The organism is Streptococcus macacae NCTC 11558 (assembly GCF_000187995.2).
GTDB lineage: Bacteria > Bacillota > Bacilli > Lactobacillales > Streptococcaceae > Streptococcus > Streptococcus macacae.
Map to the genome: position 1 here is coordinate 178,922 of NZ_AEUW02000001.1, position 14,362 is coordinate 193,283.

12 protein-coding genes and 3 pseudogenes are annotated in these 14,362 nt (G+C 37.8%); 13 read left to right on the plus strand and 2 right to left on the minus strand.

Translation table 11 applies throughout. The features are described 5' to 3' along the window. The first annotated feature begins 1 nt into the window (after position 1). The 12 genes and pseudogenes from STRMA_RS00960 to nth all read left to right on the plus strand — a co-directional run bounded on the left by STRMA_RS00960 (position 2) and on the right by nth (position 8,958). Positions 2–877: a DNA polymerase III subunit delta' gene (locus tag STRMA_RS00960; RefSeq protein ID WP_040841693.1), complete on the plus strand. Its 876-nt coding sequence runs from the start codon at positions 2–4 to the stop codon at positions 875–877. Beyond that, entirely contained in the window at positions 874–1,680 is an 807-nt protein-coding gene (gene ricT / locus STRMA_RS00965; protein WP_003078829.1) for a regulatory iron-sulfur-containing complex subunit RicT, read from the plus strand. Before STRMA_RS00960 ends, ricT begins: the two co-directional genes overlap by 4 nt. Continuing rightward, positions 1,673–2,005 carry a DNA replication initiation control protein YabA gene (gene yabA, locus STRMA_RS00970; RefSeq protein WP_003080042.1) on the plus strand — a complete coding sequence of 111 codons (333 nt, stop codon included), beginning with the start codon at positions 1,673–1,675 and terminating at the stop codon, positions 2,003–2,005. Before ricT ends, yabA begins: the two co-directional genes overlap by 8 nt. An 88-nt stretch (positions 2,006–2,093) precedes the next feature. Next, a pseudogene (gene rsmI, locus STRMA_RS00975) lies at positions 2,094–2,810 on the plus strand (16S rRNA (cytidine(1402)-2'-O)-methyltransferase); the annotation flags it as partial. Further along, positions 2,790–2,885: pseudogene (locus STRMA_RS10040) on the plus strand (16S rRNA (cytidine(1402)-2'-O)-methyltransferase); the annotation flags it as partial. The pseudogenes rsmI and STRMA_RS10040, both read left to right, overlap by 21 nt. A 153-nt stretch (positions 2,886–3,038) precedes the next feature. After that, positions 3,039–4,274, plus strand: coding sequence for an ammonium transporter (locus STRMA_RS00980; protein WP_003078709.1), 1,236 nt, complete (start codon positions 3,039–3,041; stop codon positions 4,272–4,274). Positions 4,275–4,287: 13 nt separating this feature from the next. Further along, positions 4,288–4,629, plus strand: a complete 342-nt coding sequence (locus STRMA_RS00985; protein WP_003080928.1) for a P-II family nitrogen regulator — start codon at positions 4,288–4,290, stop codon at positions 4,627–4,629. A 346-nt stretch (positions 4,630–4,975) separates the two neighbouring features. Beyond that, positions 4,976–6,067: a 3-phosphoserine/phosphohydroxythreonine transaminase gene (gene serC / locus STRMA_RS00990; protein ID WP_003080171.1), complete on the plus strand. Its 1,092-nt coding sequence runs from the start codon at positions 4,976–4,978 to the stop codon at positions 6,065–6,067. Between the two features lie 85 nt (positions 6,068–6,152). Continuing rightward, positions 6,153–7,328 (plus strand): phosphoglycerate dehydrogenase, encoded by a 1,176-nt coding sequence (locus tag STRMA_RS00995; protein WP_003082471.1) that lies wholly within the window; start codon positions 6,153–6,155, stop codon positions 7,326–7,328. A 135-nt stretch (positions 7,329–7,463) separates the two neighbouring features. Then, a pseudogene (locus tag STRMA_RS01000) lies at positions 7,464–7,941 on the plus strand (methylated-DNA--[protein]-cysteine S-methyltransferase). A gap of 29 nt (positions 7,942–7,970) precedes the next feature. Next, positions 7,971–8,324 carry an arsenate reductase family protein gene (locus STRMA_RS01005; protein WP_003078926.1) on the plus strand — a complete coding sequence of 118 codons (354 nt, stop codon included), beginning with the start codon at positions 7,971–7,973 and terminating at the stop codon, positions 8,322–8,324. A gap of 10 nt (positions 8,325–8,334) precedes the next feature. After that, positions 8,335–8,958, plus strand: coding sequence for an endonuclease III (gene nth / locus STRMA_RS01010; protein WP_003080208.1), 624 nt, complete (start codon positions 8,335–8,337; stop codon positions 8,956–8,958). An 82-nt stretch (positions 8,959–9,040) separates the two neighbouring features. Here nth and STRMA_RS01015 read toward each other — a convergent pair whose 3' ends face one another. Next, a complete protein-coding gene (locus STRMA_RS01015) occupies positions 9,041–9,871 on the minus strand; it encodes an exodeoxyribonuclease III (RefSeq protein ID WP_003078535.1) in 831 nt (276 codons plus the stop codon). A gap of 212 nt (positions 9,872–10,083) precedes the next feature. Here STRMA_RS01015 and metG point away from each other — a divergent pair, with 212 nt between their 5' ends. Further along, a complete protein-coding gene (gene metG, locus STRMA_RS01020; protein ID WP_003080680.1) occupies positions 10,084–12,093 on the plus strand; it encodes a methionine--tRNA ligase in 2,010 nt (669 codons plus the stop codon). A 316-nt stretch (positions 12,094–12,409) separates the two neighbouring features. Here the strand turns inward: metG and STRMA_RS01025 are convergent, their stop codons facing one another. Next, on the minus strand, positions 12,410–14,149 hold the full coding sequence (locus tag STRMA_RS01025; protein ID WP_003079886.1) for a glycoside hydrolase family protein: 1,740 nt from the start codon (positions 14,147–14,149) through the stop codon (positions 12,410–12,412). Positions 14,150–14,362: the final 213 nt, after the last annotated feature.

Sequence of the window (14,362 nt, forward strand, 5' to 3'; positions counted from 1 at the left end):
TATGGATTTAGAAAGGCTGCAGCCAAAAATCCTGCAGGAATTTAAACAAATCTTACAGTCAAATAGACTGAGCCATGCTTATCTTTTCGCAGGGGATTTTGCTAGTTTTAATATGGCTGTTTTATTAGCGCAAAGCCGTTTCTGTCAAGAAAAAAAAGAAGGCCTGCCCTGCGGAGTCTGCAGAACCTGCCGGCTAATTGCAGGAAATGACTTTTCAGATGTTAAGGTTATTGAACCAATTGGGCAAACGATAAAAACCGAAACTGTCCGCAGTCTCTTGCGTGAATTTTCAAGCTCAGGTTTTGAAGGGAAAACTCAAGTATTTATTATTCGCGATGCGGATAGGCTGCATATTAATGCGGCAAATAGCTTGTTAAAATTTATTGAAGAGCCTCAAAGTGATTCTTATATAATTCTTTTGACCCAGGATGAAAGCAATATTCTGCCAACCATAAGAAGCAGAACCCAGATTTTTCATTTTCCTAAGAATACAGCTTATTTGGTCAATCAATTAGAGTTGAAAGGACTGCTAAAATCACAGGCAGAAATTTTAGCTGATTTGGCTAAAGATCCAGAACAGGCAGATAGTTTTGGAGATAATGCAAAACTGCTTGATTTATTAAAAGCTTGCGAACATTTTGCTGCTGCTTTAGTAAAAGATGAAGATCTTGCTTTTCTTGAAATTCCTCAATTAGTACTGCTAGCTAATGAAAAATTTGAACAAAAATGGGTCTTTCATATGTTAACCTATCTTCTTTCAAAAAATTATCAAAAAAAAGAAGTTCTATCTTACTTGGAAGCTGTTTACCAGGCAAGAAATATGTGGTTTAGTAATGTTAGTTTTCAAAATGCATTGGAGTATATGGTGATCAAATGATAGAAGTAATTGGTATCAAATACAAAGATTTAGGCAATATTCAGTATCTTGCCGCTGATCAAAACTATCAAAAAGGTGACGTTTTGGTTGTTCAAACAGGAAAAGGAAATTATCTGGCTCAAGTTATTCAGGAAAAGATAGCAATGTCAGCAGAAAAATTACCAAGTTTACAAAACATGCCTAAGATTTTAAGGATTGCAAGTCCATCAGATAGTGATCGCTATCAGAAAAATCTTCTTTTAGCTAAGGAAAGTTTTGCTAAGGTTAATCATCTGATTCAAAAAAATCAATTAGATATGAGACTGATTGATATTATCTTTCCACTTGAACGTCATCCTGTTTTGATTACTTTTGTAGCTGAACACCGAGTTGATTTTCGTCAGCTTTTAAGGGATTTGGCTGGGCTTTTTAAGGCTCGCATTGAATTAAGACAATTAAATAATCGCGAAGAAACGAAAGTCTATGGTGGTTTAGGACCATGCGGCCGTGCTCTTTGCTGTTCCAGTTTTTTAGGAGAATTTCCGCCAGTTTCCATTAAAATGGCTAAAAATCAAAATTTATCACTTCATTCTGATAAAACAATGGGACTTTGCGGCAGATTGATGTGCTGTTTAAGCTTTGAAGATGATTTTTACCGAATATCCAAAGAAAAATTTCCTGATTTAGGAGAAAGTGTAGAGACTGCCAATGGTTATGGAACTATTGCAGGAATTGATGTGATTTCAGAGACTGTCAAAGTCCATTTTGACGATAAACCCAGTCTTTTAACCTATGCTTTGGAGGAGGTTAGGGTCAATGGATAAACGAGAATTATTTGATGCTTTTGATACTTTTTCTCAGAGTTTAATGGAGACCTTAGCTGAAGTGGAAGCTTTAAAAAAACAAGTGCAGGATCTGGTTGAGCAAAATACAGCTTATCGTCTGGAAAATGATAAGCTAAGAGAACGTCTTGATCATCTGACGCAAACAGATGACAGCGAAAAAGTTTCTAAAGTGACGACTGGCAGAAGAGAAAATCTTGAAAATATTTATGATGATGGTTTTCATATTTGCACTTCTTTTTATGGCCAGCGCCGAGAAAATGATGAGGGCTGTGCCTTTTGTATGGAATTATTATATAGAGAATAAATAGATGCAAGTACAGAAAAGTTTTAAAGACAAACGAGCTTTGGGCAAACTTTACCTAGTGCCTACTCCTATTGGCAATCTAGAAGATATGACTTATAGAGCAGTGAAGATACTAAGTAAAGTTGATTATATCTGCGCTGAGGACACTCGAAATACAGGTTTGCTGTTAAAGCATTTTAGTGTTCACGCAAAACAAATTAGTTTTCATCAGCACAATGCTTTGGAAAAAATTCCTTATTTATTAGACTTACTAAGGTCTGGAAAATCATTGGCACAGGTTTCAGATGCGGGTCTCCCCAGTATTTCAGATCCGGGTTATTACCTGGTTGAAGCAGCTGTAAAAGAAGATTTCTCTGTTGTGGCTCTGCCAGGTGCTTCTGCTGGTATCACAGCTCTTATTGCCAGCGGTTTGCTGCCTCAGCCTTATGCCTTTTATGGTTTTTTACCTCGAAAATCAGGCCAGCAAAAATCTTTTTTTGAGGAGAAGAAAGATTATCCAGAAACACAAATTTTTTATGAATCTCCTTATCGTCTTAAAAAGACTTTAGAAAATCTATTAAGTGTTTATGGGGATCGTCAGGCTGTTGTAGTGCGTGAGCTGACCAAGATATACGAAGAATATCAAAGAGGAACGATTACTGAACTTCTAGACTATCTTTCTCAAAATCCTCTAAAAGGAGAATGTCTTTTTATTGTAGAAGGGTTTCACGGGCAGACCGATGACTTGGAAGTAACATCAAATGACAGCTCTATAAAAGAACGAATTAATGCCTATATTGCAGGAGGCTTAAAACCTAATCAGGCTATCAAAAAAGTTGCCAAAGAGCGTCATATCAGCAGACAAGAGGTTTATAATCTTTATCATGGACTGAGCGGCTAAAGCTGCTCTTTTTTATATTTTGGGACGTAAAAGCTGACATAGAAATGTCAAAAAATCAGAATTTTTAGAAAATTCCGCAAAATTATATTTCTTTTTTTGGAAAATTATGTTATGTTTTATAACATAGCTTATAAAATTTAGGAGGTTGATTTTATGGATGTAGGAAATACAGCTTTTATTTTGATATCTGCGGCGATGGTTTTCTTTATGACGCCAGGTTTAGCATTTTTTTATGGTGGCTTGGGACGTCGTAAGAATGTGATATCTACAATGATGATGTCAGTAACTCCAATAGCAATTGCCATTATCATGTGGGTTGTTATAGGTTATTCGCTTTCCTTTTCAGGACAAGGGAAATTTTTTGGAAATTTAAACCATCTCTTTTTAAATGGTGTTAGTGAAACGACATCTCATTTGGGAAATAAAATTTCGGATATGACATTTTCAAGCTTTCAAATGATGTTTTCAATCATAACCTTGGCTATTATCATAGGTGCAGTAGTTGGCCGTATTCGCTTTACACCTTTGCTAATATTTATGCCCTTGTGGCTCTTGTTGGTTTACTATCCTTTAGCGCATATGGTTTGGGGCGGAGGATTGCTTGCAAAATTAGGAGCTCTTGACTTTGCTGGCGGAGATGTTGTCCATATCTCTTCTGGCGTAACGGGTCTGATTTTAGCCGTTGTTGTTGGAAAACGAAAAGATTACGGACGTATAGATTACCGTCCTCACAATGTTCCTTTTGTTCTATTAGGGACAGCTATTCTAGCATTTGGCTGGTTAGGGTTTAACGCAGGCTCTGCTTTATCAGCTGATTCATCAGCGACTCATGCCTTTATGACAACCATGCTGTCTGCTGCATCTGGAATGCTTTCCTGGATTTTGATTGAAAAAAAGCTCCATGCTAAGCCTTCACTTGTCGGTTCTTCAACAGGACTTGTGGCAGGTTTAGTAGCTATTACGCCCGGAGCAGGCTATGTTTCAATAGCTTCTTCTTTACTGATTGGTTTTTTAGTCAGTCCAGTTTGTTATTTCGCCATTTCTGTTTTGAAGCAAAAACTAGATTATGATGATGCTTTAGATGCTTTTGGCTGCCACGGGGTAGGCGGTATATTCGGTGGTTTGGCAACCTCAGTCTTTACAACACCAGGTTTGACATCAGAAAGTGGGAACTTTGGTCTTTTATATGGTTCAACGCATCTTTTGACAGCAATTCTCATAGGTATTTTATTAACCATTATTTGGACAGGAGTATCAAGCTTCATTATTATTAAAGCCATCAGTTACTTTATGCCGCTTCGTGTTAGTCAAAAAGAAGAAGCTCTTGGCCTTGATGATAGTGAACACAAAGAGACAGCTTACCCTACCTTTATGGGGATGGATTCATAATAGGAGGTGCTTTATGAAAAAAATTGAAGCTATTATCCGTACGGATAAATTAGAAGATTTAAAAGAAAGTTTAACCAAGGCTGGTTATGCTAAAGGAATGACGGTTAGCCAAGTTTTAGGATATGGTAACCAAAGAGGATTTGCAGAGTATGTCCGTGGTAAAAAGGTCATTCCTGCTTTACTGACTAAGGTCAAAGCTGAAATTGTTATCCAAGATGCTGCGGTTGAAAATGTCATTGAGGAAATTTGCAATGCTGTGAGAACAGGAGAAGTTGGTGATGGGAAAATTTTTATAACGCCTATTGAAGATGTTGTTCGAATTCGAACGGGTGAGCGCGGCGGGGATGCTATCTAACTCTTTTTAACAATAGTTTTGCGGCTTATACTGGCCGTCACCCTTTTTGTAGGAAATCTTCATTCAAAAGCAGGAGCTGTTAGCTTAATCTAACTCTAAATTGAAAATTTTTATCCAAAAAGATTTGCGATAATTTTATTCTAAAAGTGCTAAAAAAGTATCTGGCATTAGCCCTTGGTTTTTGAGATAGCTTTAGAGAGCGGGAATTAGGCCTTGTTTATTTTTATTTTATATCATTTAAGATTTTCTTCTGTCTCTGTGTTTTCTAAATTTTAGGTTCAAGAAAATAAGCTTACAAAATTCAGAAAATTTGTGATATAATTTACTTACTTTAAGGAGGTATTAAATGACGATTTATAATTTTTCTGCTGGACCTGCTGTTTTGCCAAAATCAGTTTTAAAGAAGGCACAAGCTGAGCTATTGGATTATAATCATTCGGGCATGAGTGTTATGGAATTATCCCATCGATCTAAAGAGTTTGATGATATCATTAAGGGTGCTGAAAGTTTACTTCGTGATTTGATGGCTATTCCTGATAATTACAAAGTACTTTTTCTGCAAGGCGGCGCTTCGACGCAGTTTTCAATGCTTCCGCTTAACCTTGCTCAAGGACGTAAAGCTTATTATGTTGTGGCAGGTTCCTGGGGTAAAAAAGCTTATACAGAAGCTGTCAAATTATCTCAAACGATTCCTTTTGAACCCATCCTTTTGGCTTCATCAGAAGAGACGGCTTACGATCATATCCCTCAAGTTGACTCTGCAAAGATTGATAAAGACGCTGCCTATGTTCATATCACTACTAACAACACCATTGAAGGGACTGCTATTTATAACCTTCCTGAAACAAACGGTCTGCCTATTGTAGCTGATATGTCTTCTAATATCTTAGCTGTTCGCTATAATGTTGCTGACTTTGGCTTGATTTATGCAGGAGCACAAAAGAATATTGGCCCTGCTGGTGTTACGATTGTGATTATTCGTGATGATTTGCTAAATAAAGAACCTGTTCTTTCAAGTATGCTTGATTATCGTATCCAAGCTGATAGTGGTTCGCTTTACAATACTCCGCCTACTTATGGGATCTATATGGCTAAACTGGTTTTTGAATGGCTTCAAGAACTTGGCGGTCTTGATGAAATGGAAAAAATCAATCGTGAGAAATCAAGCCTTCTGTATGATTTTATTGATCAATCTGATTTTTATACTAATCCAGTTAAAAAGACTTCAGACCGCTCAGTTGCCAATATCCCATTTGTAACACCGTCTAAAGATCTGGATGCAAAATTTATTGCTGAAGCTGATGCTTTAGGCTTTAAGAATATCAAAGGCCATCGTTCAGTAGGCGGTATGCGGGCCAGTCTTTACAATGCTTTTCCGCGTCAAGGCGTACTTGATTTAATTGATTTTATGAAAAAATTTGAGCAAGAAAATCAATAGTACAAAACAGACTCACTCTTGCTATGAAGTAAAAATAGAAAAGGAGAGCTAGAAAAGTATTTCTAGCCTTTAAGTGATTTATCATATGGTATTTAGTGTAAAAACATTTAATAATATTAATCAAATTGGTCTAAAAGAGCTAGGCAATAAGTTTCAGGTTGATGGGGACTTAGCAAAGAATCCAGATGCCTATATCGTTCGCAGTCAAAATCTGCATGATTTTGAATTTCCTAAAAATCTTAAGGCTATTGCACGTGCTGGTGCTGGTACTAATAATATTCCGGTTGAAGAGGCTTCTGCTCAGGGGATTGTTGTTTTCAATACACCAGGAGCAAATGCCAATGCTGTAAAAGAAGCTGTTCTTGCGTCTATCTTGTTAGCAGCACGTAATTATATTTCAGCTAATCGTTGGGTTAATACACTGACTGGCGATGATGTTCCCAAACAGATTGAGGCTGGTAAGAAGCAATTTGCTGGAACAGAAATTTCTGGAAAAACACTTGGGATTATTGGTTTGGGTGCAATCGGAGCGCGAATTGCAAATGATGCCCGCCGTTTAGGTATGAATGTCCTTGGCTATGACCCTTATGTATCTATCGAAACAGCTTGGAATATCTCAAGCCATGTTAAGCGTGTTAATGACTTAAAAGACATTTTTGAACAGTCTGATTATATTACGATTCATGTTCCCTTGACGGAAGATACAAGAAATATTTTCAACGCTGATAATTTTTCTTTGATGAATAAGGGGACAACAGTGCTTAACTTTGCTCGCGGGGAGCTAGTTGATAATGCGGCTCTCTTTGATGCTCTTGAAACAGGTACTGTTAAGCGTTATATTACGGACTTTGGAACAAAAGATCTGCTCAATAAAGAGGGCGTAACTGTATTTCCTCATGTCGGGGGTTCTACCGAGGAAGCTGAGCTCAATTGTGCCATTATGGCTGGAAAAACAATCCGTCGTTTTATGGAAACAGGAGAAATTACAAATTCTGTTAATTTCCCGAATATGCATCAAGCCTTGGTAGCACCTTATCGCATTACTTTAATCAACAAAAATGTTCCTAATATTGTAGCTAGGATTTCGACAGCGGTTTCTGACCTAGGCATTAATATTGACAATATTCTTAATCGCTCAAAAGGTGACTATGCATATACTCTTCTTGATCTTGATGAATCAGATGAGGCCAAGATTGATGCCTTGGTAGAAAAATTTCAGGCGAGCGATAATATTATCCGAGTTCGCTTGATTAAGAAATAGTGCAGTAAAGCTGTTAGTTCCATTATAAGATAAGTAATGCTGGTCTAATTTCAGCCTTAAAACGAATGGGATCTTAAACAGATAAAAAATGAGTAAAAAAGTTGCTTTTTACTCATTTTTTTATATGATAGTGGTATGGCATTATATAAAACACTATACCAAAGTCCTTTAGGGGACATTTCTTAGCGGACTTTGGTTTATGAATCAGAAGTATTTTGAGAAAGGTCTGCATGAGCCGCTTCTTTATCAAGAAAACCCGATTTTGAAACTTGCAGTTAAATGGCTGCAAGCCTACTTTTCTGGAGAAAAACCGTGTTTTTCTGATTTACCTTTAGATCTGTCAGGAACTGCTTTTCAAAAGAAAGTATGGAAAGAGCTGCAGACGATTTCATATGCTCAGACAATGACTTATGGACAAGTGGCTGAAAAGCTAGGAGTAAAATCAGCGCAAGCAATAGGTGGAGCTGTTGCCCGTAATCCAGCAGCCATTGTTGTTCCCTGCCATCGCGTCCTGGGCAGTCAAGGACAGCTGACAGGCTATGCAGGAGGACTAGAAAAGAAAATAGGGCTATTGAAACATGAAGGTATTAGATTTAATGATTGCCGTCCATAATAGGACACTAGCAAAGAAAAGGAGAAAGCATGCTAACTTTTTATGAGTATCCTAAGTGTACAACTTGCCGTCGTGCAAAGAATGATTTAGAGAAACTTGGTTTAGATTTTGAAAGGATTGACATTCAGAAAAAACCTCCTAAAGCCAAGCAGTTAAGAGAATGGATGGAACATTCTAATTTTACCATCAAAAATTTCTTTAATACCAGCGGCCAGTCTTACCGCAGTCTTAAACTTAAAGATAAAATCGATCATTTAACCATTGATGAGGCTAGTAATTTACTAGCCAGTGATGGCATGCTGATTAAACGTCCCTTACTTGTTCAAGATGGAAAGTTACTGCAAATTGGCTATCGAAAGACTTACGCTGATTTAGACTTATAAAGGGGAGATTATGGTTTTATCAAAAAAACGTGCGCGCAAGGTTATTGAAGAAATTATTGCTCTTTTTCCAGATGCACAGCCATCTTTAAATTTTAAAAACCATTTTGAACTTTTAGTGGCTGTTGTTTTATCCGCCCAAACAACAGATGCAGCTGTTAATAAGGCGACTCCTGCCTTGTTTGCAGCTTTTCCGACTCCTGAAAAGATGGCTAAGGCCAGTGAAGCAGAGATAGCTTCCTACATTTCAAAGTTGGGACTGTACCGCAATAAAGCTAAATTTTTAAAAAAATGTGCCAACCAATTATTGGAGAATTTTGGAGGCCAGGTACCTCAAACACGAAAAGAATTAGAGAGTCTATCAGGTGTTGGCCGTAAAACAGCCAATGTGGTTATGAGTGTTGGATTTGGTCTGCCTGCTTTTGCAGTAGATACTCATGTTGAGCGTATTTGTAAACATCACAATATTGTTAAAAAATCTGCAACACCTTTAGAAGTTGAAAAGCGTGTAATGGAGGTTCTTCCTAAAGAAGAATGGCTGCCTGCTCACCAAGCTATGATCAATTTTGGCCGCTCTATCTGTCATCCGCAAAATCCAGAATGTCATGACTATCCGCAACTTTATCAGTTTGATTAAAGATAAAGGAGGAAGGAGAAAGTAAAAAGAAGAGGATAAAATAGACTTTGCAGAAATTTATTTTATCCCTTTCTCTTTTATATTAAGATAAGTCAATCTCTAAAAGAATTGGCGTATGATCTTGACGTGAGCCTGAATCAATCATTTCAGATTTGAGAATCTTATCTGCTAAACGATTGCTGGTTAACCAGTAATCAATCCTCCAGCCGGAATTATTAATCTTGCTGGTCTTGCTGCGCTGAGCCCACCAGCTGTATACTTCAGGGATATCACCATGGATGTAGCGGAAGGTATCTGTAAACCCTTTATCTAAAAGATTGGTGAACCCTTGGCGTTCTTCATCTGTAAAACCTGGAGAACGGCGGTTTGAGGAAGGATGAGCAAGATCAATTTCTTTATGGGCAACGTTATAGTCACCAGTTGCTAGAACAGGTTTTTGTTTATCCAGATTCTCAAGATAATCCGCATACTTTTTATCCCAAATTTGCCGATCATCAAGGCGTTTAAGTCCGTCACCTGCATTAGGTGTATAGACCTGAGTAACGAAAAATTTATCAAATTCAAGGGTTATAATACGCCCTTCAGCATCCATAGTTGTAGGGGCATTAATTTCAGGACAAGTGATCATAGGATTTAAATTTGATTTATAGAGGAACATAGTACCAGCATAACCTTTGCGAGCTGGCTCGACAGAAGAACGCCAGGTACTCTTATAATTTGGAAAGTAGCTTTCTAAAATAGTAAGATGTTTTTTGGTTGGGCCATTAGCCGATAACTTTGTTTCTTGAATGGCGATAATATCAGCATTTTCAGTAACCAAGGTTTCGATAACCGCGCGTGATAAGAGTGCGCGGGCAGAATCACTTGTAAGTGCTGCATTAAGAGAGTCAATATTCCATGAGATAAGTTTCATAATCAATCCTTTTTGTTTTTTATCGTTATTATATCAAAAAATGAAGTAAGGTGCGATTGTAAGCTTATTTAACCACGATAAACGCACAAAAACATTCAGAGAAACTTTTCATGCGTTTGTCATGTAAGGGTGCAGTTCAGTGTGCACGGTTCCTGCTTTTTTGTTATAATAAAGTGTTATCAATAAAAGGTTTCATTAGCCTGGAGGGAAAAATGACAAATAAAAAACCATTCTACATTACAACGCCGATTTATTATCCATCTGGTAAGCTCCATATCGGATCAGCCTATACAACGATTGCCTGTGATGTTCTAGCACGCTACAAACGTATGATGAACTACGACGTTTTCTATTTAACAGGGCTTGATGAGCATGGGCAAAAGATTCAGTCTAAAGCAGAAGAAGCTGGGATTACGCCTCAGGAGTATGTAGATGATATGGCTGTTGGTGTAAAAGAATTATGGAAATTACTGGATATCTCATATGATAAATTTATCCGTACAACTGATGATTATCATGAAGAGGTGGTTGCTGCCGTTTTTGAAAGACTGCTGGAGCAAGATGATATTTATTTGGGTGAATATGCGGGCTGGTATTCCGTTTCTGATGAAGAATTTTTTACAGAAAGTCAGTTAGAGGAAATCTTTCGGGATGAAAATGGCAAAGTCATTGGTGGTATTGCACCGTCCGGTCACGAAGTTGAATGGGTTTCTGAGGAATCTTATTTTCTTCGATTAGGTAAATATGCTGATAAATTGCTTGATTTTTTCCGTACTCATCCTGACTTTATCCAGCCAGATGGCCGGATGAACGAAATCATTAAAAACTTTATTGAGCCAGGTTTGGAGGATTTGGCTGTTAGCCGTACTTCCTTTACTTGGGGTGTTAAGGTACCATCAGATCCTAAACATGTTGTTTATGTTTGGATTGATGCCCTGCTCAACTATGCAACAGCTCTTGGTTATGGCCAAAAAAATCATGCTAATTTTGATAAATTTTGGCAGGGAACCGTTTATCATATGGTGGGGAAAGATATTCTTCGTTTTCATTCCATTTACTGGCCCATCATGCTTATGATGCTGGATATGAAACTGCCTGACCGCCTTATTGCCCATGGCTGGTTTGTCATGAAAGATGGAAAAATGTCTAAATCCAAAGGGAATGTCGTATATCCGGAAATGTTAGTTGAACGCTATGGACTTGATGCTCTGCGCTATTATCTCATGCGGTCTTTACCAGTAGGTTCTGATGGAACCTTTACTCCTGAAGATTATGTTGGCCGTATCAATTACGAGCTAGCAAATGATCTAGGTAACTTGCTTAACCGTACAGTTGCTATGATTAATAAGTATTTTGCAGGTAATATTCCTGCTTACGCTGAGAATGTTACTGATTTTGATGCTGATTTGGCAGCAACCGTGGCTGAGAATTTGACAGAATATCATAAGCAAATGGATGCTGTAGATTATCCACGTGCTCTTGAAGCCGTTTGGAATATCATTTCTCGTACCAACAAATATATTGATGAAACAAGTCCTTGGGTTCTCGCTAAAGAAGAGACTGATCGTGATCACTTAGCTGCTGTCATGGCTCATTTAGCGGCTAGTTTGCGTGTGGTAGCTCATCTCATTCAGCCATTTATGATGACAACTTCTAATGCTATCATGGAACAGCTCGGTTTGGCTGGTCAATTTGACCTTGAAAATCTCAAGCTGTCAGGACTTCCAGCAGGTGTGAAGGTTGCAGCTAAAGGTACCCCGATCTTTCCACGTCTAGATATGAATGATGAAATCGCCTATATCAAAGAACAAATGGGTGACAGCGCTGCTGTTGCTCAGGCAGATAAAAAAGAATGGGATCCAAATGCAGTTGAGCTCAAAAACGAAAAGAAAGCCATTAAATTTGAAGATTTTGACAAGGTGGAAATTCGTGTAGCAGAGGTCAAAGAAGTGACTAAAGTTAAAGGTTCTGATAAGCTTCTCCAGTTCCGCTTAGATGCAGGTGATGGCAATGACCGCCAAATTCTTTCTGGAATTGCTAAATTCTATCCTAATGAACAGGAATTAGTCGGCCAAAAACTGCAAATTATAGCTAACCTCAAGCCGCGTAAGATGATGGGCTTGGTTAGCCAGGGCATGATTCTCTCTGCCGAACATGCTGATGGCAGACTTACAGTTTTGACAGTTGATGCAGCAGTCCCTAACGGCAGTCAGATTGGCTAGAAGACAGAATAAGTGAGACACAAGTGAATGGTTTATGCTTGATTTGATGATTGATAACTTGTGCTAAGTTACATATGAAGGTGTAAAGACGGCATTTATTTATGCTCTGCATTTTAAAATATTAAAACAAAATGAGCAACCAATATCTATTAGCTGGATTGGTATCATTAGATTAAAAAACGAATAAATAAAGAGAGTGGATAAAAACGGTAGTAAAAAGCCGATTATCACACTCTTTTATTTATGCTTAGCTAAAGACTAAGAGGCTAATATTTGGGTTAAATGTTTTAATGCTGTCATATAAACAAACCAAAGTTTAATGCATGTCTGCTATTTCAATATCAACTTGATTAGCATTTGTAGGGTCTTCAGTAAAAATCTTGAAGTCTTGTTTGTCTGATGAATTGAAACGTGCTACAGTATAAGACTGTCCATTTGGGAAAAGGAATTCAATACTATTTTTATCTGTTACTACCTTGATGTTAATCTTATGCTGATTGGCTAAGCCACTGTCAGCTAGATAACCATTTCCATTGCCTAAAAGGCCATTATAGTAGTAATCAAAGCCTTTTTGTCCATCTATACCGTTCTTTAACTCTTCTGCAGTTTGTTTAACGTTATAGAGGCCATTGGTAGGATCGTAGTTAAAGCGGACATAGTCAGCTCCTTGCCAGATATCGAAATAAATACGCCCCTTATAATTTCCTTTGCTATTAGAGAAAGTTAAGTTGTAGTATTGGTTAGCTGGCTGATCAGGAATGTCATATAGGCCATAGACATTGCCGTTGGTATCTTGACGATCAACCCATTCTTTGCCTTTTTCTGATTTAGGATTATTTTTATTAATACCTTTGTAGTTCTTTTTATTGCTTAAGGATGCTTCAGGGATTTTAAATGTCTGACTAATAGTCATATTGTTTTGAAGTTTTAGTTCCCGAGCACTTGAGTAAGAACCTAAGCGGCGAGCGTGGGGACTAGTGGCTTTTTGATCTGAGTGGACTCCGTTGGTGGAGTAGTTCCAATTACCGACCCAGCCAAAGGAAATTAGAGAAGCACTGGCGTGATCAATATGGTCACTCCCTGTAAAATTAGCCCCATAATAATCAGACCCCTGATCTAAACGTTTAACGTCTGTTTCAGCAACAAATAAGCCATTACTGTCTAGATGGCCGACAGTGTAGTAAGTTCCCGTTGTTTCTCCTTTTGAAGCGTCTTTAGCCCCAAAGAAAAGCACTTGTTTTGTTTGTCCATTGGGCATTTTCATTGTTTTGATGACAGGACATTCAACAGGAGCATTTCCTTCCCAAGAACGCCCTCGAAAGAAGGTGCTGCTGCGTATTTTTGACTCGTCCTGATTATCAGCTTTAGACCAAGAAATACCGTTTTCAGATTGGTAAACACCAATATCAGAGCCTTCGGCTACATACATAATCAGTTTATTATTCCAATAAAAAACATAAGAATCTCGAAAATCAGTATGTTTTCCAGCTACCGTATGAGGGGAATTGATATCAGCTACTGGTTTGCCGTCATTTAAAACATGCTTAAAAGTTTTGCCGTTATCAGAAGAATAAGCAGCATAAATATTTTGTTTTTGATCACTCTTGCGCAAACCTGTGAAGAAACTTACTTTAGCTCCTTTTGGAACTCCCTCTATATTTCCTGTATTGGTAACAATAGATCCTGTCCAAGCAGAGGCCCAACCTTCTTTGTCATCACCGCCTTTAGCTGCTAATGCACTGCTTTGTTCTGTATAATGAACAAAATCAGAAGTAGTTGTATGATACCAGTCTTGACCTTGATGGCCAAAAGGGTTAGTTGCACCATCTGCTGAATGCAGAAAGTAGATATCATAGTAATGGCCTTCTTCATTCCAAGAAATTGTTTGTAAATCATTTGACCAGCCATGGGCAGTAGTTAAATGTGCTTTTTGAACATGCTCATCTGATGTCAGTGTTTCTGCTCTGCTAAACGGCTTGAATGTTGAAAAAGCGGTGCAGGCCAATAATGCAGCACCTGCAACAGCAATAGTCTTATTAAAACGACTCGTTTTCATAATTATTCTCCTTAATGATATGATTCTTTTTTAGATTAAAGATTCATTAGATATTGTTTGTTTGCTTGGTTGCAATTCTCTTTTTTATTCCTCTTAACAGTAATCATACACAAGCTAGTTTACATTATTGTTACAATATCAAGAAAAGCCTAGGTCTATTTTTAGAATCTGAAACATAGGAAAAAACCTCTAATCAATAAATGCAGAGTAATA